This window comes from Streptomyces tauricus, assembly GCF_014650955.1.
Lineage (GTDB): Bacteria > Actinomycetota > Actinomycetes > Streptomycetales > Streptomycetaceae > Streptomyces > Streptomyces tauricus.
Window position 1 is genome coordinate 39,233 of sequence record NZ_BMVY01000018.1, and the last position, 19,535, is coordinate 58,767.

Sequence of the window (19,535 nt, forward strand, 5' to 3'; positions counted from 1 at the left end):
CCTCCGGACAGTGGGTACGTGGCGGGTCGAAGCTGAGACGGATCTGCTGAACGGCACGCCGCCGTGCCCCTCACCCGCAGTCGGCGGGGGCAGGGCGGCAGGTGAGGGCCCCTCAGGTGGCTTCGAGGGTTCCGGTGTGCAGTACGGCGACGCGGCCGTCGCCCGTCTCGTGGGCCCGGAAGGTGTGGACGGTCCGGGCGTTGAGGTTCATGAGGTGGGTGACCGTCATGCCGGAGTTCCCGGCCCGGCCGAGCATGAACGGGCCGGGGGCCACCTCGGCGGTGTGGAGGGTGACGGTCACCTCGGCGCCCTTGGCCGGGCTTTCTGGGGTCTCGAGGTTCCTGCTGGCGGTGCGCGACTCTCAGAACAGGTCGTTGCCGTGGGGCAGCTCGGCCGGGATGGGGGAGATGACGTCCCAGTGCTCGACGATCTTGCCGCCGTGGACGCGGAAGAGGTCGTAGTACGCGACGGGGACGCCGAACTCGCCCTCGGACTGGAGCAGAACGAACTCGCCCTCGGCGATGACCTTGTGGACGGTCTTGTAGACGAGGTTCTTACCCTGCTCGGCCCACTTCGCGGCAGCGGCGCCGAAGCCGTCGAGGCCGTCGGCGGCCTCCGGGTTGTGCTGGTTGTACGTCTCGGTGGAGATGTACTCGGTGAGCACCGAGTAGTCGGCGCCGACCAGGACCTTCTGCGCGAACTCGGCGACCAGGGCCCGGTTGGCCTCGGTCTGTTCGGGCGCGGTGACCTCGGCGGGGCCATCGGTCTGCGAGCGCCCGGAGGCGGTGCCGGTGACCATCGGGGTCAGCGCGTCCCAGTGCTCGGCAAGCTTGCCGTCGGCGTCGACGCGGAAGATGTCGAAGGCGACCAGCGGGTCGGGCCCGAAGCCGTGATACGTGCCGTGCAGGGCGACCAGGTCGCCGTCGGCGATCACTCGGGCGCTTTCGTAGCGGAAGCCTTCCGGCAGGCCCGCGACCAGCCGGCGCAAGGCCTCGGGGCCGTCGGCGGCCAGAGTGCTGTGCTGGGTGTAGCCGGCGGCGACCCAGCGGTCCACCGCGCCCGGGTCCTTCTGGCCGAACAGTTCGCCGGCCGCGGTCAGGACGGTGTTCTTGGCGTTGCTCATGACGATTCTCCTCGCAAGGGCATTTCATGGATGGGGACTTGGGGGATGGGCGTGGTCAGCCGCTGGTCGAGTGCGGAGGTCAGGGAGGCGGCGGTGGAGGCTGCGCCACCCAGCTGGTCGGCACCGTGCGCGGTGGCCAGCAGCAGTGTCGGGTAGCAGAGGACGCGCAGGCGGCGCACCGTGCGGAAGTCGGCGCGCGCCTGCGTCCGGCCGGCGGGGGAGGTGTATGCCGCGGTCACCGCGTCCACGTCCAGGCCGAGCTCGCCGGCTATGCCCCGGTAGACCTCTACGTCGGACAGGCTGCGGCCGTCGACGAACCACGCCCGCTGCAAGGCCTCGGCCGCGTCCAGTTCGCTGATTCCTGCCTGCTCGCGCAGCGCGGCCAGCCCCGCCGCCGCGTCGGTGGAGTCGAGCACGGTCGTCCCCCGCGACACGGCACGGTCGTAGCCCGTGCCGAAGGCGACTCCGGTCAGCCGCGTGATGGTGCCGCGTTCGGCCGGCAGGTGCGGATAGGCCGCCACCGGCAGCGCGCGGGCGCCGGTGTAGAGGCCGGCCGACACGACGCTGAGCCGGATGCGGTGAGCGTTGTCCTCGGCGAAGGCCCGCACAACGGGGCCGAAGCCGTAGCACCAGGCGCAGTACGCGTCGAAGGCGTACGTCAGGCAGGCCCGCTCCGACGAAAGCATCACACTCCTCCTCTCCTACCGCTCTCTTACTGCTTTCCGACATCGACCTGTGCCGGATGAGCTGACAGCTCCACGCTAGAGTCGCTGAACAGGCCGAATCGGATACGCTGGCGACTGATGATGGTCAAAAACCGACATGATGCCGACCGCCGCGGGATCAAGGAGATCTCCTTCGCGGCGCCCGTCGGCACCCCCGCCGGCGTCGAAGTGCTGCCCCTTGCCGACCTGCGCCACCGCGTATCGGTCGAGCGGCTCATGGCCCCCCAGCGTCCGGACTTCCACCACCTGATCACCCTCACCGGCGGAACCCTCTGGCACACGGTCGACTTCACCGCTTACGCCCTCGAACCCGGCTCCTGGCTGTGGGTCCGCCCCGGCCAGGTGCAGCAGTGGGGCGACCTCACCCACGCCGAGGGCACCCTGATCCTGTTCCGCCAGGACTTCCTCGATCCGGCCACCACCGCCGGCGCCCACGTGGAGGACCCGCACGCGCCGATCCTGCGCCGACCTCTGCCCGAGGACGCCCGGGCCCTTCGCCTGGCCGCCGACCATCTCGCCGCCGAGTTCCATGCCCTCGGACGCCTGCCCCTGGAGATCCACACCGCGGCCCTGCGCCACCTGCTGGCCGTCCTGGTCCTGCGCCTGGCCCACCTCACCGCACCGGTCGGCAGCCCCGCTCCCGAACCCGACACCATCTACCTGCGCTTCCGTGACGCGGTGGAAAGGGACTTCGCCCGCACCCGTCGGGTCGAGGACTACGCCGACGCGCTCGGCTACTCGGCCCGCACCCTCGCGCGCGCCACCCTCGCCTCAGTCGGCCTGGGCGCCAAGGAGTTCATCGACCGCCGCGTCGTCCTCGAAGCCAAGCGCCTCCTGGCCCACAGCGATCACAGTGCCGCCCGAATCGCCGACCGCCTCGGCTTCTCCAGCGCCACCCACTTCAGCAAGTACTTCCACCAGCGCACCGGCCAGACCCCGATCACTTTCCGCGAAACGGTCCGCGGGCACACCCCGAGGTGAGGCATCTGTCCGGCCGTGGCACCCCGCACGTTCCCGGCGAGGTAGACGACGTACAGACAGACCCTCCGGCCCGGCCGCCGTCCACGCCAGTCACTGCGCGGCGATGGCCGCGTCGGTGGTCGACGGGCACGGCGTCAGCGGCGCGGCCAGGCCGCGCTCGACAAAGAGCGCTTCAAGCGCTGTGCGCCGCCGCCGGCAGGCCCAGCCCGTCAGGTCGGTGTCGCCGTGGTGGAGCAGGGCGGGGGCGATGCAGTGCGCCGGTCACTGGCGCGCTGCCTCGGCCGCACCCTTTCCGCGGCGGGCCTGGCGCTGTTGCGGCCGAGCGAACGCCGGCCGTTCCGACTCCCGCGGCCATCGTGGACAGTCAGAGTGTGAGGGCCGGCGAACGCGGTGGCCCGCACGGGTACGACGGCGGCAAGAAGGTCAGCGGCATCAAGCGCCACCTGCTCGTCGATACCCGCTGCACCATCATGGAGGCCTGCGTGAGCCCGGCGGGCGTTGGCGATGATGGCGCGGCAGTGCTGTTCTCCTGGGCTGCCACCGGCATCATCGTGCAGGTCGTGCAGGTCGTGCAGGTCGTGCAGCGTCGCGACGGCGGATTCCGCTCGACTTGGACGAAGAGCCGCCTGTACGGCTGGACGGTCGAGCACAGCGACCACGTCCTGACGGCGCAGCACGCATACGACACGTGGTCGTCGGGACGGTAAGCCGTTTCTACCTGCGGTGCCGGTCCGGTAATTGGCGTGAGAGGCGAGTGAAGCCCCTGGGATGCCCGACACCGACGACCACCGGGGACACCGATGAATCAACGACGGGGTGTGTGCAGTTTGTCGACGCCGATGATCAGAGTGACACGCTGTTGGCTGCTGCCGCCGAACCCCGGATAAGGACGGCCCAGGTACTTGTGGGCCAGCTTGTCGATGTGCTCCCGGGCGCCCTCCGTGTCAGAGGCCGTGACATGGCCCCGGACCGCCCAGTAGCGGGACGGGGTGGTCGGGTCGGCCACAGCCACGGCGACACGAGGATCACGCTCGACATTGCGCATCTTCTGATGGGTGCTCACCGTGTTGATGACGATGTTCTCCCCATCCGTGTCCACCCAGGTCTGCGTGATCTGAGGAGAGCCGTCCGGCATGAGGGTGGTCAGGAAACACAGGGCTGGGGAGCGCAGCACCTCGAGCAGGTCATTCGGCAGAGGCATGATGAAGACGCCGCCTTCTCATTCATGGGTGTGGGTTCATGGGTGGGGAATCGCGTGACTGATCAACGGCTCTTGATCTGCCGTTCGGTATGACGTGTGGAAATCCGCGCGGGGCTGTCGGTTGCCGGCTGCGGTTGCCCGGACGGACCGCGCGGTGGATCGGCCGGGGCGCGGTGGCGCCGCCGCATGCCTCGCGGAGGGCGAGGGCCGGGCTGATTCATGCGCGGCGCAATGAGCGGAAGGTGGTGCGGATCTCGTCGGTCAGCACGGCAGGCTGTTCAAGAGCCGCGAAGTGTCCTCCGCGATCGAGTCGGCGGTAGTGCAGGACATGGGAGTAACGCTGCTCGATCCAACGGCGCGATGCCTGCACGGCCTCGCCGGGGAAGATGCTGAACCCGGCCGGCGTGGGGTTGGGCTCGGGTACGTCTCCCGGTTCACGGCGTGCCTCCCAGTACAGGCGTGCGGAGGAGGGGCCCGCGTTGGGCAGCCAGTACATCATGATGTCGTCCAGGATCTCGTCGCGCGGGACGACCGCCTCGGGGTTGCCCTCGCTGTCGGTGACGTCCTGGAAGAGGGTGTAGATCCGGGCGGCCAGTCCGACGGGTGAGTCGGCAAGGGAGTAACCGATGGACTGCGGCCGGGTGGCCTGCTCACGGGAGTAGCCGTCGAGCACGTTCCGGTAGTGCTCCGCCTTGTCCAGCATGAGTTGCTCGTCGGGTGTCGCCTCCTGGATCTCCTGGGCGGTGGGGAAGACCAGCGGCAGGTTGACGTGCATGCCGAGGAACCCCTCGGGTGCCTTGCGGCTGATCGCCTCGACGACCGCCGATCCCCAGTCGCCGCCCTGGGCGGCCCACTCGCGGTAGCCGAGGCGGTCCATGAGCTCGATCCAGGCAGCGGCTGTACGGGAAACACCCCACCCGGTGGCGGTCGGCTTGTCGGAGAAGCCGAAGCCGGGCATGGAGGGGATCACGACGTGGAAGGCGTCCTCGGCCCGGGCGCCGTGCGCGACGGGATCGGTCAGCCGCCCGACCATGTGGCGGAACTCCAGGACGGACCCGGGCCAGCCGTGGCACAGCAGGAGCGGCATTGCCGACGGCTCGGGCGAACGGGCGTGCAGGAAGTGCACGCCGACGCCGTCCAGCACGGTATGGAAGGACCCGATGTCGTTGATGTCCTTCTCGCAGCGGCGCCAGTCGTAGTCGGTGGCCCAGTGTGCGCAGAGTGCGCGGATGCGCTCCAGTTCCGGGCCCTGGTCGGGGCCGGTCTCGCGGTCCGGCCAGCGTGTATCGGCCAGCCGGCGGGCGAGTTGGTCGAGTTCCCGCTCGTCGACGGCGATCGGGAAGGCTTCGACCGCCGTGGGCAGCGTGGACATGAGGGTCTCCTTCTGGTGGTGCAGGTGGTGCTACCCAACCATGAAGTGGAATAGTTCTTCAACTTAAGAGGGTGGCTTCCACTTGATAGAGTCGGCCGCATGACCGAACGCCCCTTGCGCCGTGACGCCGAGCGCAACCGGCAGCGCCTGCTGGAGACGGCACGTGAGCTCATGGCCCGCGACGGGCTGCGGGTGCCGTACGAGGAGATCGCCCGCGCGGCCGGAAGCGGGATGGGCACCCTGTACCGCCGCTTCCCCGACCGCCAGGATCTCGTGGACGCCCTGTTCGCCGAGCACGTCGATGCCGTGGTCGCCCTTGCCCAGCAGGCGTGCCGGAGTGACGACCCGTGGAGCGGCCTCACCTGGTTCATGGAGCGGCAGTTCGAACTCGAAGCCGGCAACCGCGCCTTGGGTGAACTGCTGCGCGGCGACCAGCAGGGGACCGCCCGCCTGGCCCAGGGCTGTGCCCGCATCGCGGAACTGGCCGCGCAGCTCATCGAACGCGCGGTCGGCGCAGGCCAGTTGCCGCCGGGGGTGACCTCCGACGACCTCGAAGCCGTGCACCTCATGGTGGGCGCCGTGATGGACGCCTCACGGCAACAGGACCCCGACCGGTGGCGGCGCGCCCTGGCCGTGGCGCTGGCCGGACTGCGCCACGCCGACCTGCAACCAGACGGAGAACCCATGCGCTCTGCTTGACGCCGCTTGTCCGCGCTTCGCCACCGACCCGGCACGACACCGGGGTTCAACGGCGGCCGCTGCCGGGGTGAGTACGGCTTCCGGTGCGTGATACCGGCGGTCGTCAGGTAGCGGTGGGGAACTCCCGCCGGTCGGCCATCGACACCACAACCGTGAGCGATCGCGCGGCCTGTCCGCGCGATCGCAGGGCGGCCGCGCACTCCGTGGCCGGCCGCAGGGCCGCAGCGCGTACGTTCCTGCAGCCCGTCGGCCCCCCCGGGTCCAGGATGCGCACGGCGGCCTCTGCGGGCAGACCAGCCAGTTGTCCGCCGACGGCGTCAGGCTGGTGGGCGCCACCGAGATCGCCACCGGCATGGCCGCGTCGCAGGCCTGGAGCCCCGGCCCCGGCGCCACCAACACGCAGAGCGTCACCAGTGACCCGGACACCACCGGCCAAGTACGCAACTACACGACTGGCCCCTGGACCCAGGTCGACGACGACATGCGCTCCCGCACCGACGGCGAGATCATCGCGGACGCCGGACACCGGACACCCCGATGCCGGACCTCGTCACCGAGGAAGTGGAGTCATCCCGCGAAGCGGGCGAGATCGACTGCTGTTCGCACACCTGCCGCGTACTCTTTCGGGCGCTCCCACGCCGCGAAGTGGCCGCCGGCGGAGTACTCGGTCCAGGATCGGACGTCGAAGAACCGGGCCGCGAACTCACGAGGCGCGTTGACGAGATCCTTCGGGAAGATGGTGAAGGCAGTCGGCGCGCTGATACGGCCTGGTGGTTTCAGCCCGCTCTCCGCATACGGCGTGAATGAGGTGCCGATGGCGCCGGTGACCCAATACGCGGTGATCCAGGTGAGCAACTCATCACGGGTGAAGACGCTCTCCACGTTGCCACCGCAATCGGTCCACGTGTGCAGTTTCTCCAGGATCCACGCAGCCAGAGCCATGGGGGAGTCGCCGAGCCCGACTGCGAGTGTGGTGGGCTTGGTCGACTGTTCGTGCATGTAACCGCCTTCGGACGCTTGCCAGTGTCGGCCGTGCTGAATGTAGGCACGTTCCGCGTCGGTCAGGTCTTGCGGCGGATCAACCAGGAAGTGGTACTGGGAGACGTCGGTCAGGTGCAGGGCCGCGACCCGCTCAGGATAAGCAGCAGCCAGTGCCTCGGCCACGTCACACCCGACGTCACCGGCGGAGATCACGTAGCGGTTGTACCCCAGTTCTGCCATCGCATCGGCGATTACTTCCGCCATCGCGGGCGACGACATCCCGAGTTGCTCAACTGGTGCGGCGAAGGGGAAGCCGGGCAGAGCGGGGATGATCAGATTCAGGTCGGACAAGAGCGGAAGGAGCTTCCTGAACCGCAGAACCGAATCAGGCCAGCCATGGAGCAGCAGCACCGCGACCGGGTCGCTGCCGGCCGCTGTCAGATGCACGGCTCGAACGGGCGTCCTTTCCGCGCCCGTGAGCACCCAGGGCAGCGCGCGGATCTCGGCTTCATGTTCTCGCCAGTCATAGGAATCGGCCCAGTGATGGGCCAGTTCGGCCAGATACTCCAGGTCGACTCCACGCTGCCATCCATTGGCGAACGGGAGGGCCACCGGCCGAAATGCACGGAGTCGTGCGCGCAGGTCATCGAGAACCGCTGGTCCAACGGCGGCTGGGCTGTGTTCGGCGCTGGCCATGGAACCCTTTCCCTTTCGTAGGTCCTGTGTCTTGAGTAGCTCGACGGGTAGATCGTGACGGCACCGGTGTTGTCAACGCTGTCCTTCGTGAGAAAGCTGAAACCCGTCTGGACATCGCCGCCCCCGAGAGCTGCGACAGCCTCGTCGACCGCGTACTGACGACCGATCCGATAGCGCTGTTGCACTACGAGAGTTTGCACGCTCCCGTTCTTGAGATCATTGAATGGGTTCGGAGCCGGAACGTGACAGCCGCCCGTCATGCAGCTCCCCGATTCCTCACACCTCGTCAAAAGCCTCGAGCAGGCGCTCGTACGCCGGCTTCGGCCGCAGGGCCGCGTCCCACGGCAGGGAATCGGCCGTGCGCGGAGGATAGACCTTGGTGTCGGCGGTGGAACCGTACCGGTCGGTGAATCCCCATGTGGAGAACGATGTGCAGTTCGGCTCCTCCAGGCAGACCCGCAGCTTGCCCGCCATCTCATCAGCCTGGGTCTGCCGTCCGTCCTCCTCGTCCTCACCTATGGGGACGTCCATCTCCGACACCCGTGCCTGAACCCCGAGCCCCGCCAGATCCCGCACATGGCTGCGGAAGGTCTCCGGGTCGATGCGGTCGCCGGGTTCGTACTCATGGTTCTGGAAACCCACGCCGTCGATCGGTACGCCGCGTTCCTTGAGCCGCGTGACCAGATCGTAAAGGGCGTCCCACCGCTCGCCTTCCTCCTCGACCCCGTACTCGTTGAGGAACAGCCGTGCCTTCGGATCGGCCCGGTGGGCGGCCCTGAACGCCTCGTCGATGTACTCCTCGCCCATGGCCTCGAACCACGGGCTCTGCTCGGAGCGCAGACCGAGATCCCCGTTGGTGTAACTCTCCTCGTCGTCGGACATGGGCTCGTTGACCACATCCCATTCCGCGACCTTTCCCTTGAAGTGCCCGGCGACCATGGCGATGTGCCGGAGCATGGTCCGGCGCACCTCCTCGGGGTCGTCGTTCTCCCGCATCCAGTTGGGCAGAGCCTCGTGCCAGACGAGGGTGTGCGCGTGCACCTTCATGTCGTTCGCGCGGGCGAAGCGTACGAGTAGGTCCGCGTCGCGGAAGTCGTAGACGCCCCGGCGTGGGTGGAGGAACTGCGGCTTGAACGCGTTCTCCGGAGTGAGCATGGAGAACTGGCTCCCCGCGAGCGCCCGGTAGCGTGAGTCGGTGAGCAGCGGGTTCTCGGCCAGGGCGGTGCCGACGTCGAACGGCCGCCCCACGTCTGCGGCCCGCGCACGCAGCGAGTCGTCGGACTGCTCCTGGCGTAGCTGCGGCGCCTTGATCACGCGGAGCGAGTCACCGCTCTCTGCCCGCGCGGTCAGCCGCGTCAGACGCCATCCCTCGCGGCGCTCGTCTTCGCCCGCGTCCGCCTCCGCGTCCGCCTCCAGACCGAACCAGACAGTGCCCTCGGCGAACACCCCCGGGTCCTGCACGGTTCCCAGCCGCCGCCCGTCGGCTTCCACGCGGAAGGTGTCACCGATGCTCGACAAGGCGAGCGTTACCGTCCCGGAGCAGTCGCAGTCGAAATCCTTGGAGGTGGCCGGCTCATCGCCCTCGCCGTCCCATATCTGTACCTTCACTTGTCCGTCGGCGGTCACGCCGACGCGGAGTGAGGGACGCTCCTGCCGCCACTCGTCGTAGATGACCGGTACCCGTCCGTACAGCCGCAGCCATGAGCCGCCGGCATCGTCACCCACACCGGACATGCGCGCGGTGACGGTGAAGTCGCCACCGGACCTGAGATGCGGGCCGGCCAGGTTCAGCGGGGGGTTGGGCCGGCCGCCGGAGGAGTCCTGCTCCACGATGTGCCGATCCAATGCGCTGACCCGAAGGATGTCGTTCCGCGCGGTGGTGCCCGGCATCTGTGTCCAGTCGTGGTTCCGCAGCAGGTCTTCGTCGTTTCCGCCGCCCGCGCCTTCGCCCTGCCCCGTACACCCGGCCGCCACCGCCATGACGAGCGCCACGGCGGCCAGCCGCTGCCACGTCCCCCCACCAAGGTCCACGATCTCTCCCACTCTCTTGTTCGAGACGAGGTCAACGTCTCGAAACCGGGCCACAGTTCATCACACATGAGGTACGGCGGCCTTGTCAGCGATCATTCGCAGTTCTTAACGGTTCCCCACGACCAGACCAACGAGCAGACACGCCAACAGTCGGATGATCAACAACTTTTGTGGAGCCGGCAAGGCGTCGGCCCCGTCGTTGCAACACTCAGCACCGCACTGACCGCCTCAGGTGACGCGAAAGACCGGCCAGCCGATCTCGGTGCGCCAGGCAGCGGGATCGCTTGTGTCACGAGGGCCGACGACGTAGACCTCCCGCACCGGCCCGGCCACCGACATGGCGTTCTCCATCACCCAGGTCCCGAGTTTGCCGTACGTGACCTCGATGCCGTCGTGCTCGCCGGCGTGGGTGGTGACGACCAGTTCCGCGGCCGGCAGAGTCGCGGGGTGTACGCGTCCGCTGCGAGGTGGCGCAGCGGTCGGCAGGTAGACGACCGCGTGACCGCGCTCCTGCTCGAAGAGGGCGTTGTCGTAGCTGCCGCCCGGCGGTCCGGTCGCGGCGGCGCCGATGACCGCCTCCAATTCGGCCATCGCGCCCGCGTACCAGGTCGGGACGTCGCGATGCTCGACCACGGCCTCCACCGCCGCGACCGTCTGGGCGGGCTCCGCACGCAGCTCGACGTCGATCGGTGCGGGGTCGGGCTGGAGCAGCCGGCGCAGCGACACGACCGCAGCACGGGTGCGGTCGAGCACGTCCTCGAGGCGTTGCAGGTGGTCCGCGACCAGGGCCGCCCGGACACCGGGGTCGGGGGTTCGCAGGATCCGCTGCACATCGCTCAGGGGGACGTCGAGCTCGCGGAGCCGGTGGATGACCTGCGCGGTCGGAATCTGGTCGACGCCGTAGTAGCGGTAACCGGTGGTCTCGTCCACCACAGCAGGTTCCAGCAAGGCCGTCTCGTGATACCGACGCAGGGTCCGCACGCTCAAGTGGGTCAGCCGCGAGAACTCCCCGATGGTCAGCACGTTCTCATGCTAGACGCTCCCCCTGGGGGAGAGTTCACGGCTTGACCCTCCCGCGCCGTGAGGTCACACGGTGGACTCATGACACAGCACACCGATCTCCCGTCCGATCTGCTCCCGACCACCGTGCGTGAGTTCCTCGCCGCCCACGTCGTCCGTGACGCCGACACGGCCTCGTCGTTCCTCGCCGAGGATGCGGTGGTCGTCGACCAGGGCGAGACCGTCCGCGGCCGAGAGGAGGCCCACGCGTTCCTGCGGGACGCCGGGTCCGAGTTCGAGTACACCACCGAGCAGATCGGCGCTCACCGCGTCGATGACGCCCACTGGGTGGTGACCGTGCGGCTCGAGGGCACCTTCCCGGGGGGCGTCGCCGAGCTCGACTATCGGTTCGCGTTGCGGGATGACCTCGTCGCCGAACTCGTCATCGCCAACCACTCGGCCTGACCGAACCCGCGTCACCGACCGCGATCGCCTCGACGGTCGCCGGGCGCTGGTCACGGGCGGTTCGAAGGGCTCGGGCAAGGCCGTCGTGGAGAGACTGCGAGAGATGGGTGCCGACGTCTACGTGACGGCACGAACGATGCCCGACGGCTACGAGCAACCTGACCGATTCATCGAAGCGGACATATTGACGACAGAAGGCACCAACGCCGTGGCCGCTCGCATCGCAGAGGACGGCGGCACACTCGACATCCTGGTGCACGTCGTCGGAGGGGCGTCGACGCCGTCTGGTGGATTCGCGGTCATCACCAATGACCAGTGGCTCACCGAGCTGAACCTCAACCTCCTTGGAGCGGTGCGGCTGGACCGAGCTCTTCTCCCGGCAATGATCGGGTCCGGGTCGGGCGTGGTGCTGCACTTCACCTCGATCCAGCGTGAGCTGCCCCAATACGACGCGTCCTTGGCTTACGCGGCAGCGAAGGCCGCGCTGCGCACATACAGCAAGGGACTTGCCAATGAGCTCGCGCCGCGCGGCGTACGGGTCAACGCAATCAGCCCCGGCGGAATCGAAACCGAAGCGTACGAAAGATTCGTGGACCGGATCGCCGAGGGCAACGGACTCACCCGTGAATCAGCCAAGCAGACCATCTACGACTCCCTCGGAGGGGTACCCCTGGGACGATTCGCGAACACCGAGGAAATCGCGGACCTGGTCGGGTTCCTGGTCTCGGACCGCGCGTCGGCAATCGTAGGTGCCGAGTTCGTGATTGACGGCGGCACCGTCCCGACCGTCTGAGCCAGGCACCGGTTCCGATTAGCCACTCGCGAACAGCTCGATCTGACGACGGAACCCCTTCCTCACAAGGAGAATGCTCAGACGCTGCTTGACAACACCAAAAAGCGCGTCGACGACATCGTCGACGCGCTTCCGGCGCTCGTCCGGTCGTCGAGATCGCGCCACGCACCTCCAGACGCGTCATTTGCGTGCGCGCGCTCAGGCTGCCCCGCCGGATGGCGGGCCGCATGGGCCACGTGACGTGTATCGATGACCCGTGAGCTGGGGCAGGCAGACACTGAACCGTTTTCAACCTGGCGACGGGCCTGAGGCCGCCGGACCGTGGATCAGCGGGGCCGCAACTAAGCGAGTTACTCCGCTCACTTGGCTCCTCCAAGGTTTTCGTAGGTGTTGATCGTGCGCTGTGGGACGTCAGATGCGCAGGACGAGTTGGTGAAGAAGTCCGTGTCCGGCCCGGCCGTATGTCAGCCGCTCGAGTAACTTGATCTTGGTGTTGGCGCCTTCGGTGCGGGCCGGTGTGGTGGAACAGGATGAGGGCGGCGTCGACTGCGGCGCGGTCGCGCTCCAGATCGTTCGCGAAAGAGCATAGAAAGGGCAGGTCGGCAGCCCGGTTCGGGTGATCCAGGCCGTCAACTGTTCCGCGTTGGTCCGCTCGGGCGTGAACAGTGCGGCGAAGGCAGTGACCTGCACGGCCAGGGCGGTCATTTCGGGACAGGCGGCGGCGAGCTGCTCGCGCAGGAGGGATCACCTGTCGTCAAGACGGTTGGGGTGGCGGGTGAACAGCCCACTTACCTTGCGGGGCGACGAGGCGGCGTGAGCGGACTCCACGCCGCCCTGGTTGCTGTAGCGGACGAGAAGGTTGGCGCTGCCGGTGTAACCCTGCTCGCGAAGCTCTGCCAGCAGGTGCGTGACGGGAATGGCCGGGTCTTCGGTACGGCGTTGTCGAAGATGGTCGCGGTAGGGATCGACGAGGCAGGACCGAGAGACGGGGGCACGGATTACGCGGTCGGGCTCGCTGCGCCGTGCGGAACGCTTGACCGTGTTCCGTGTTACGTCCAGGCGGCGTGCGCACTCGAGCGTGCTGACGGCCCGGCCGAGCAGGCTATGGACCTGCTGCCACCGCTCGCGTATGGCCGGGTCTGCCTCGCGGATGGCCTGGGCGAAGCCGCCGGAGCCGTCCCGGCACACCGTCAGCAAACGGGCCCCGGCAGAGCCCGCGAGCGCCATCGCGACAGCTTCTACGAGCCGTTGCAGAGCTGCAGCCCTGCGCTGGTAGCGCTCCGGCACCCCTCGACCTGCTCGACGAACGTTGTCCGAATGCAGGCTGAGGTCTCCCAGTACAGGCGGCACACGGACACGACAATCGCCACCGGACTACCACCGATTTCCACGTCGGCGACACACTGGACATATCGACTGTGTTCCCAAACCGACTCGTGCCCACAGCTCGCGCGTCGGCGGGCGTCCGTGTGTCTCCGTCTACCCATCGCGATCTGACCGCTCTTGTCAGTCTGGGTGAAATGGCATGCTCATGGAACGGGGTTTTCACTGGGAATGACGAAGACATGAGTAACTGCCGTGAAGGAGGCTTTTCCTGGTAGCCGTCCACTACGGAGACGGCCATCGGGAGGGAGAACAGATGAGGTTACAGATAACCCGGCTGCGCGGGGCCATGGTGGCGGTCGTCGCTCTGGTCTGCGGACTCGTGTTCCAGGTCTGTATGGCAGGGGGCGCCAGCGCCGCGGGCACCGCCCAGGCACCGGCCACGGCGGCTGAAGTGTCGGCTTCGCTTTCGTCGGACGTGTCCCCCGCCTACTTGTCCTGTACGGTTCCGGCCGGCTACACCTACACCTCGGTTACGAACACCACGACCTGCTCCACCAGCGGCTTTGCCCCGCTCTACAACGTAGTGCAGCCCAGGACAGGCCTGTGGGCCTGCACCGTCCCACGGGGCTTCACTTACACCGCAACATCGAGCACCATCGTCTGCTCCACCAGCGGACTCAGCACCAGTTACCTTCTCCGGGCAGTCTGAGCGGCTGTTGTCGTTCCGAGCTTGAGGAGTGTTCGTCGAACGGGAGTCTCGGTCCGGTGATCGCTGCTGGCCGCGGGCATGAAGGCAGGGTCTCTTGGTAGCTCGGGGTTGCGAAGCCGACCGAGATCCAGGAGACCCTGCTGCCGCAGTGGTGCGTGCTCGCGCCGTGGAGTTCAACTCGGCGTCTGCGTCGTGTGATTGTGTGGCCCACGGATTCGGAAACGCAGCCAGTCATCCGGAGCGTGTTCGGCGGTATCCGTTGGACATGACGGACGCGCAGTGGGGCCAGGTCCGGTCGCTGTTACCGGTGCCCGGCCGGCTGCGCGGGCAGCCGGAGGTGCACCGTCACCGTGCGGTGTTGGACGCGATCCGCTACCTCGTCGACAAGCGTTGGGGGACGTTCATCGTCTTTGAGGACGAGGCCTGGTTCGGGATGACTGCGGCACGAGCTCGGACCTGGGGCCGACGCGGGCAGACACTGATGGTGCGGGTGCGCGGCCGGTCCTGGCGCCGTTACTCGGTCGCCGCTCTGTGCTGCTACCGGCCCGGCGAGTCCTCCCGGCTGCTCTACCGGCCGCGTCGCCATCACAAGTACCGCCAGGAGGTACGCAACAGTTTCGCCTGGACCGATCACCGCGACCTGATCGTGCGCGCCCACATCCAGCTCAAGGCCCCCATCGTCCTCATCTGGGACAATCTCAACACCCACCGAGCTGTCGGAATGCGCCAGTACGCCGTCGAGCACGACTGGCTCACCGTCGTGCAACTGCCCTCCCATGCACCGGAGCTGAACCTGGTGGAAGGCGTGTGGTCTCTGCTACGGCGCGGCCCGCTGGCCAACTTCGCTTCCGGCCCGAGCGGTTTGGACTCCCGGCTCCCAGTGGACTCCTTGCTCGCCGCCCGCCCCTGTCATCAACTCCGTTCGCTTCATTGACATTTCGCTCCGCATATGTACCGTTGGGAGCGCTCCCATGACAGTCTTGTAACTGGAAGGAGTCCCCCACATGCGCAACCAGAGTCCGTTAACCGGGCGTTCGCGGTCCCTCCGCCGGCCTCTCCAGGCGCTCGTCATGCTGTTCGCCTTGGTTGTTGGCGCACTGACCTGGTCGGCGCCCGCCCAGGCTCACGGCACCATCGTCGACCCCGCCTCCCGCGCGTACCAGTGCTGGAAGACGTGGGGCAGCAACCACACGAACCCGGCCATGCAGACCGAAGACCCCATGTGTTGGCAGGCCTTCCAGGCCAACCCTGACACCATGTGGAACTGGATGAGCGCGCTTCGCGACGGCCTCGGCGGCCAGTTCCAGGCGCAGACCCCCGACGGGACGCTCTGTAGCAACAACCTGTCGAGGAACGCCAGCCTGAACACGCCCGGGCAGTGGAAGACCACCACGGTCAGCAACAATTTCTCGGTCCACCTGTACGACCAGGCATCCCACGGTGCCGACTACTTCAAGGTCTACGTGAGCAAGCAGGGCTTCAACCCCCAGACCCAGACTCTGGGCTGGGGCAACCTCGACTTCATCACGCAGACCGGCCGCTTCGCCCCGGCGCAGGACATCACGTTCCCCATCCAGACCTCTGGCTACACCGGACACCACATCCTGTTCGTGATCTGGCAGGCATCGCACCTCGATCAGGCCTACATGTGGTGCAGCGACGTGAACTTCGGCTGAGCCGGGGAGCGCCACACAAGGTATCGGCCTTTGCTGGGCACCGGTAACCCACCGCCCGGCAGACCGAGCTCCGTCGGGGCAGGGACCCATTTGATCACCCTGCCCCCACGGAGCTTCCTGCACTTCCAGGGCGCATTTGAAGTGAGGTCACAGCGACTGCCATAGCAAGTTGAGTTGAACGGATGCGCTCAACCGACTCCGTGACCAGCCAGTCAACTCCCGTCGACAAGGTACGGTCGAGGACCATCTCGAAGAGATCGTCGAGAACGACACCGAGTTCGCGAACACGCTCACCGGGCTACTCCGGACTATTGACGAGGCGGGCGGTACCGCCCCCCCCGACGCGAGTGGAGGACTCGGGCGCCCTGACGCCGGGGCGCCGGCTGTACGTCGCCGCGCTCGCCTTCTCGCCGGACGGACGCACCCGGGCGCCAGGAGCGACGACCGCACGGTCGCCCTGTGGAACGTCCGCACCGGCGAGCGCCAGGGCACTCCGTTGACCGGACACACCGATACGGTCCGGGCCCTGACCTGCCGATTCGTTCAGGGTAATGTCGGCGGCGCCGATGACGGGTTCGAGGCCGCCGGCCAGCAGGTCAAGCTCCCGGTACCAGTCGCGCAACTGCGGCTCGCCGACACCGTTGGCGATCGGCTTGGTGAGGGAGGGTCTGCTTTCGGGCCGCGGTGGTCGGTCCGAAACGGGCGATCATCTCGCCGTAGTGGTCGGCGTACAGGATGCCTTCGACCACAACGTGGTAGCCACATCGAGGGCGTAACGGGTCGTCAGGTCGGTCAAACCGATGTTCGCTGCGCCGGGCCGGGCCAGGCCGGTCCCGCGCGCGCAGCACGATGCGGCGAAGATCGTCCTGGCCGGCCAGAGCCGGGCCGCGGCCGGACTTCTCGCGGATGCCCCCGCTGCCATCTCACCGAGTCGGCGCTGGAACTCGCGGCGAATGGTGGTCAGGACTCGTGCCGCTGGACGTCGTCCTGGGCGTTCTCGTTGGGGGTCAGGGCGTCGGCCGCCTCGCGGTCCTTGCCACGTCGCTCTCCGTCGTCCACTGTGGTCGTCTCGGCTTCCTCCACCGCGTGGAGAACCTCACCGGCCGCCGTCCTGGGCTGGTGGTGCTTCTTGTGCTCGTCCTGTGCCGGTTGGTGCCGGTGCCCGGCGTCGTGGTCATGGGTGGTCATGTGGTGGCTCCTCTCTGACGGCGCGTCCGCCGCCGGGGGCGGCGGGCTTGCCTGCGTGCTTCCTGATGACCGGTTTCGCTCAGCGGCCGAGGGCCTTGGACAGTTGCTGTTTGTTCATCGTCGAACGGCCGTCGATGCCGCGCTTCTTCGCCTCCGCGTACAACTGGTCCTTCGTCGGCCCCTGGGCACCGCTGTGGGAGCGCTCGCCGCCGCGCTGCGGGGCGGACTTCTTGTCCTGCGTGGATGTCTTGCTCGCCGTCTTCGACTCGCCGGAGCGTGCCCTCTCCTTGTTCACGGTGCGTGCCGCGATCTCCTTCGCGCGGCCGGTGGAGGTGCCGCGCTTCTCGGCGCTCTCCTTGATGTGCTCGTACTGACGCTCACGCTTCGCGTTGGAACCCTGCGGCATGACGTTCTCCTCACCGGACGCGGGTGCTTCGGACCGCATCCTCTCCTCGTTTCGATGGCCTTCCGCGTACCCGCGGTGCCACTTCTCATCCCGGGACGCGGATCGCTTCCATCAGATGCCGTGTTTCGGCGGGTGCGCCAGCAGATGGCAACCGAACGGATGAGAACGCCTTGAGCACGTCATCGTCATGGCGAGCCGAGACGCGGTCCCCGGGCTGTGCCCCACGGTCCACGGTCGCGTCCTGCCGGTGAGGCGTGTCTGACACCGTTTGGGGAAGGTGCGCCGCACGATGAACATCAGTCGTATCTCGCGAGAGGGGCTCAAGATGAGCGGACCCCGAAGGCACGTCGGACGAGTGTCGCTCCTTCTGGTCGCGCTGACGTGTCCTCTGGCTGCGTGCGGCAGTACCGACGGGCGTGAGGCGGACGTCTCCGCGGCGGCCACCTCCTTCGAACGAGCCCTGCGTGGCGGTGACCCGACAGCGGTGTGCGCGGCCCTGGCTCCACAGACACGGCGCGAGACGGAGGAGTCCGAGAGGAAGCCGTGCGCCGACGCGGTCGCGGGGCTGAACCTCCCGGCCGGAGAGCCTCTGGACGGCGTGGATGTCTACGGGCGTCAGGCGCGGGCTGTACTGGCTTCGGACACGCTGTTCCTGTCGCAGTTCCCGGACGGCTGGAAGATCGTGGCGGCAGGGTGCCGGCCCCGTTCTGGTCAGCCGTATCAGTGTGCAGTGAAGGGAGGCTGACGGATGCGCACCATGTTCACGTTGTGTCTGACCCTTGTGCTGGGCGGCCTGGCCTACTTCATCGTGGTGGGACTGATGCGGCGATGACAGGCTCCCCGCCGATGCCCGCACGCGAGGAACCCGATGACAATGAGCAGGCCACCGCGGGAAGACACGGCATGCGCCGGTTCCTGCGTGACAACGGCATAAGCCTCGGGTTCGGTGTCGCCTTCCTGCTGGCTCTTGCAGGACAAGCCATGGCAGGCTGGACGGAGTTCAACAATCAGCTCGCCACTGACGGACTCGCACAGATCGGCTTCCTCGGCTACCTGGCGTCGTCCGACTTCGCCGTGGACGTGACGGAGAACTGGCAGTCGGAATACCTGCAGTTCTTCCTCTACATCTTTGCCACGGTCTGGCTGCTGCAACGCGGCTCGCCCGAATCCAAGGAAATGGGCAAGGTGGGTCCCGAATCGGACCGCGACCAACGGATGGGCGCACACGCGGGCCCGGACTCACCCGGTTGGGCTGGTGTGGGCGGAGTGCGTCAGGTGCTGTTCTCCCGCTCGCTGGGTCTGATGATGGCGGCGCTCTTCCTTTTGTCCTGGTTGGCTCAGTCCATCGCGGGCGTGGCCGCCTACAACGAGCAGCAGCTGCGGCAGTTGCAGGCTCCGATCAGCTGGACGCAGTACATCGCGTCGGCGGACTTCTGGAGCCGCAGCCTGCAGAACTGGCAGTCCGAGCTTCTGGCCGTGGCCTCGATGGCCATCCTCTCCGTCTACCTCCGCCAGCGCGGCTCCCCGGAATCCAAACCCGTCGGAACTCCGCACACATCCACCGGTACCGAAGGATGAAATGCAGCAGGCCGTCGACAGGAGTGCCACAGGTCATACTTCCGCGGTGGGTGGAAGTCCGCTGAGGCGTTCGATGGTGACGGCGATGGACGTCAGAACGTGCTGGACGTCTGCCTTTTCCTGTCCGTGGTAGCGGCAGTGGGGCATGCCGTGTCCATGAGCGAACTCGTTGACCGTGCTCTCCACTCCGGAGCGGACCGCGCAACGGGCTTTCCACTGGGACGTCCGCTGCCCGTGCGGACGCGGAGTTGTAGGTCGCGGAGTTCGCGTGGGGGGAAACCCACGGTGCGGGTGCTGTGGACGGTAGGCGTGCAGCCGGATCGGGCGGGGCAGGGGCGGCCCTGGCTCTTGGTGAACCGGGCCACGACCCACGGCCGCGGTAGGGGAGGAGGCCGGGTAGAGGCCATCCCGGCCCTGGCTGACTTGTCCCTGGGGGGAGGTGACCTACTGGCGGTCGTAGTCGATGTGGAAGTCGTCCGGGCGAAGCCCTCGTTCCGGCGGTGCTGACGGGCGAGTTCGCTCCGCAGCGGCCCGGAGACGATGACCTGGTGTTCACGGGTGGCTTGTTCCCGTCCTGCCCCCGACA

General features: G+C 67.7%; 19 protein-coding genes and 3 pseudogenes. 8 read left to right on the plus strand and 14 right to left on the minus strand.

Annotated elements, in window-relative coordinates:
* Positions 1–112: 112 nt before the first annotated feature.
* From IE278_RS25010 to IE278_RS25020, 3 genes and pseudogenes are all read right to left on the minus strand, one after another.
* Positions 113–325: pseudogene (locus IE278_RS25010) on the minus strand (MoaF-related domain-containing protein); the annotation flags it as partial.
* Between the two features lie 36 nt (positions 326–361).
* On the minus strand, positions 362–1,123 hold the full coding sequence (locus IE278_RS25015) for a nuclear transport factor 2 family protein (protein ID WP_189775507.1): 762 nt from the start codon (positions 1,121–1,123) through the stop codon (positions 362–364).
* Positions 1,120–1,809 carry a DsbA family protein gene (locus IE278_RS25020; protein ID WP_189775508.1) on the minus strand — a complete coding sequence of 230 codons (690 nt, stop codon included), beginning with the start codon at positions 1,807–1,809 and terminating at the stop codon, positions 1,120–1,122. The genes IE278_RS25015 and IE278_RS25020 overlap by 4 nt, the downstream gene beginning before the upstream one ends.
* A gap of 120 nt (positions 1,810–1,929) precedes the next feature.
* On the opposite strand from IE278_RS25020, the gene IE278_RS25025 reads away from it, so the two are divergent.
* The gene (locus tag IE278_RS25025) at positions 1,930–2,829 is read left to right on the plus strand and encodes a helix-turn-helix transcriptional regulator (protein ID WP_189775594.1); all 900 of its coding nucleotides are present in this window, start codon (positions 1,930–1,932) and stop codon (positions 2,827–2,829) included.
* A 356-nt stretch (positions 2,830–3,185) separates the two neighbouring features.
* Complete coding sequence (locus IE278_RS42975) at positions 3,186–3,536, plus strand: transposase (protein WP_373312077.1); 351 nt, start codon at positions 3,186–3,188, stop codon at positions 3,534–3,536.
* Between the two features lie 98 nt (positions 3,537–3,634).
* On the opposite strand, the gene IE278_RS25035 is transcribed toward IE278_RS42975, so the two are convergent.
* On the minus strand, positions 3,635–4,030 hold the full coding sequence (locus IE278_RS25035) for a PPOX class F420-dependent oxidoreductase (RefSeq protein WP_189775509.1): 396 nt from the start codon (positions 4,028–4,030) through the stop codon (positions 3,635–3,637).
* A gap of 217 nt (positions 4,031–4,247) precedes the next feature.
* Positions 4,248–5,402 (minus strand): epoxide hydrolase family protein, encoded by a 1,155-nt coding sequence (locus tag IE278_RS25040; RefSeq protein ID WP_189775510.1) that lies wholly within the window; start codon positions 5,400–5,402, stop codon positions 4,248–4,250.
* Positions 5,403–5,501: 99 nt separating this feature from the next.
* On the opposite strand from IE278_RS25040, the gene IE278_RS25045 reads away from it, so the two are divergent.
* A complete protein-coding gene (locus IE278_RS25045) occupies positions 5,502–6,101 on the plus strand; it encodes a TetR/AcrR family transcriptional regulator (protein WP_189775511.1) in 600 nt (199 codons plus the stop codon).
* 567 nt (positions 6,102–6,668) lie between these two features.
* Here IE278_RS25045 and IE278_RS25050 read toward each other — a convergent pair.
* The 3 genes from IE278_RS25050 to IE278_RS25060 all read right to left on the minus strand — a co-directional run bounded on the left by IE278_RS25050 (position 6,669) and on the right by IE278_RS25060 (position 10,832).
* Positions 6,669–7,778 carry an epoxide hydrolase family protein gene (locus IE278_RS25050; protein WP_189775512.1) on the minus strand — a complete coding sequence of 370 codons (1,110 nt, stop codon included), beginning with the start codon at positions 7,776–7,778 and terminating at the stop codon, positions 6,669–6,671.
* Between the two features lie 276 nt (positions 7,779–8,054).
* Positions 8,055–9,809, minus strand: coding sequence for an endo-1,4-beta-xylanase (locus IE278_RS25055; RefSeq protein ID WP_189775513.1), 1,755 nt, complete (start codon positions 9,807–9,809; stop codon positions 8,055–8,057).
* Between the two features lie 228 nt (positions 9,810–10,037).
* On the minus strand, positions 10,038–10,832 hold the full coding sequence (locus tag IE278_RS25060; RefSeq protein ID WP_189775514.1) for a MerR family transcriptional regulator: 795 nt from the start codon (positions 10,830–10,832) through the stop codon (positions 10,038–10,040).
* A gap of 78 nt (positions 10,833–10,910) precedes the next feature.
* Here IE278_RS25060 and IE278_RS25065 point away from each other — a divergent pair, with 78 nt between their 5' ends.
* Both IE278_RS25065 and IE278_RS25070 read left to right on the plus strand, forming a co-directional pair.
* On the plus strand, positions 10,911–11,273 hold the full coding sequence (locus IE278_RS25065) for a nuclear transport factor 2 family protein (RefSeq protein WP_189775515.1): 363 nt from the start codon (positions 10,911–10,913) through the stop codon (positions 11,271–11,273).
* The gene (locus IE278_RS25070; RefSeq protein ID WP_189775516.1) at positions 11,230–12,066 is read left to right on the plus strand and encodes an SDR family oxidoreductase; all 837 of its coding nucleotides are present in this window, start codon (positions 11,230–11,232) and stop codon (positions 12,064–12,066) included. The genes IE278_RS25065 and IE278_RS25070 overlap by 44 nt, the downstream gene beginning before the upstream one ends.
* A gap of 411 nt (positions 12,067–12,477) precedes the next feature.
* Here the strand turns inward: IE278_RS25070 and IE278_RS25075 are convergent, their stop codons facing one another.
* On the minus strand, positions 12,478–12,771 hold the full coding sequence (locus IE278_RS25075; RefSeq protein WP_189775517.1) for a hypothetical protein: 294 nt from the start codon (positions 12,769–12,771) through the stop codon (positions 12,478–12,480).
* A gap of 39 nt (positions 12,772–12,810) precedes the next feature.
* Entirely contained in the window at positions 12,811–13,293 is a 483-nt protein-coding gene (locus IE278_RS25080; protein WP_213089740.1) for a hypothetical protein, read from the minus strand.
* A gap of 1,202 nt (positions 13,294–14,495) precedes the next feature.
* Here IE278_RS25080 and IE278_RS25085 point away from each other — a divergent pair.
* Positions 14,496–14,948: pseudogene (locus tag IE278_RS25085) on the plus strand (transposase); the annotation flags it as partial.
* A gap of 157 nt (positions 14,949–15,105) precedes the next feature.
* Entirely contained in the window at positions 15,106–15,777 is a 672-nt protein-coding gene (locus IE278_RS25090) for a lytic polysaccharide monooxygenase auxiliary activity family 9 protein (protein ID WP_490859897.1), read from the plus strand.
* Between the two features lie 550 nt (positions 15,778–16,327).
* On the opposite strand, the pseudogene IE278_RS43235 reads toward IE278_RS25090, so the two are convergent.
* The 3 genes and pseudogenes from IE278_RS43235 to IE278_RS25100 form a co-directional block, all read right to left on the minus strand.
* A pseudogene (locus IE278_RS43235) lies at positions 16,328–16,655 on the minus strand (P-loop NTPase family protein); the annotation flags it as partial.
* Between the two features lie 82 nt (positions 16,656–16,737).
* Positions 16,738–16,965 (minus strand): hypothetical protein, encoded by a 228-nt coding sequence (locus IE278_RS25095; protein WP_189775519.1) that lies wholly within the window; start codon positions 16,963–16,965, stop codon positions 16,738–16,740.
* A 79-nt stretch (positions 16,966–17,044) separates the two neighbouring features.
* Complete coding sequence (locus IE278_RS25100; RefSeq protein ID WP_189774761.1) at positions 17,045–17,371, minus strand: plasmid stabilization protein; 327 nt, start codon at positions 17,369–17,371, stop codon at positions 17,045–17,047.
* Positions 17,372–18,274: 903 nt separating this feature from the next.
* Here IE278_RS25100 and IE278_RS25105 point away from each other — a divergent pair.
* Entirely contained in the window at positions 18,275–18,949 is a 675-nt protein-coding gene (locus IE278_RS25105) for a DUF6766 family protein (RefSeq protein WP_189775597.1), read from the plus strand.
* Positions 18,950–18,982: 33 nt separating this feature from the next.
* Here the strand turns inward: IE278_RS25105 and IE278_RS43090 are convergent, their stop codons facing one another.
* Complete coding sequence (locus IE278_RS43090) at positions 18,983–19,321, minus strand: transposase (RefSeq protein WP_308434936.1); 339 nt, start codon at positions 19,319–19,321, stop codon at positions 18,983–18,985.
* Between the last annotated feature and the right edge of the window lie 214 nt (positions 19,322–19,535).

What these genes read in the sequence shown, in the direction of transcription:
- IE278_RS25070 (WP_189775516.1), top strand. Translation starts at nt 11,230, where the DNA reads ATGACCTCGTCGCCGAACTCGTCATCGCCAACCACTCGGCCTGACCGA.
- IE278_RS25080 (WP_213089740.1), bottom strand. Translation starts at nt 13,293, where the DNA reads ATGGCGCTCGCGGGCTCTGCCGGGGCCCGTTTGCTGACGGTGTGCCGG.
- IE278_RS25015 (WP_189775507.1), bottom strand. Translation starts at nt 1,123, where the DNA reads ATGAGCAACGCCAAGAACACCGTCCTGACCGCGGCCGGCGAACTGTTC.
- IE278_RS25020 (WP_189775508.1), bottom strand. Translation starts at nt 1,809, where the DNA reads ATGCTTTCGTCGGAGCGGGCCTGCCTGACGTACGCCTTCGACGCGTAC.
- IE278_RS25075 (WP_189775517.1), bottom strand. Translation starts at nt 12,771, where the DNA reads ATGACCGCCCTGGCCGTGCAGGTCACTGCCTTCGCCGCACTGTTCACG.
- IE278_RS25095 (WP_189775519.1), bottom strand. Translation starts at nt 16,965, where the DNA reads ATGACCACCCATGACCACGACGCCGGGCACCGGCACCAACCGGCACAG.
- IE278_RS25035 (WP_189775509.1), bottom strand. Translation starts at nt 4,030, where the DNA reads ATGCCTCTGCCGAATGACCTGCTCGAGGTGCTGCGCTCCCCAGCCCTG.
- IE278_RS25090 (WP_490859897.1), top strand. Translation starts at nt 15,106, where the DNA reads ATGCGCAACCAGAGTCCGTTAACCGGGCGTTCGCGGTCCCTCCGCCGG.
- IE278_RS25045 (WP_189775511.1), top strand. Translation starts at nt 5,502, where the DNA reads ATGACCGAACGCCCCTTGCGCCGTGACGCCGAGCGCAACCGGCAGCGC.
- IE278_RS25040 (WP_189775510.1), bottom strand. Translation starts at nt 5,402, where the DNA reads ATGTCCACGCTGCCCACGGCGGTCGAAGCCTTCCCGATCGCCGTCGAC.
- IE278_RS25025 (WP_189775594.1), top strand. Translation starts at nt 1,930, where the DNA reads ATGGTCAAAAACCGACATGATGCCGACCGCCGCGGGATCAAGGAGATC.
- IE278_RS25050 (WP_189775512.1), bottom strand. Translation starts at nt 7,778, where the DNA reads ATGGCCAGCGCCGAACACAGCCCAGCCGCCGTTGGACCAGCGGTTCTC.
- IE278_RS25100 (WP_189774761.1), bottom strand. Translation starts at nt 17,371, where the DNA reads ATGCCGCAGGGTTCCAACGCGAAGCGTGAGCGTCAGTACGAGCACATC.
- IE278_RS25105 (WP_189775597.1), top strand. Translation starts at nt 18,275, where the DNA reads ATGCGCCGGTTCCTGCGTGACAACGGCATAAGCCTCGGGTTCGGTGTC.
- IE278_RS25065 (WP_189775515.1), top strand. Translation starts at nt 10,911, where the DNA reads ATGACACAGCACACCGATCTCCCGTCCGATCTGCTCCCGACCACCGTG.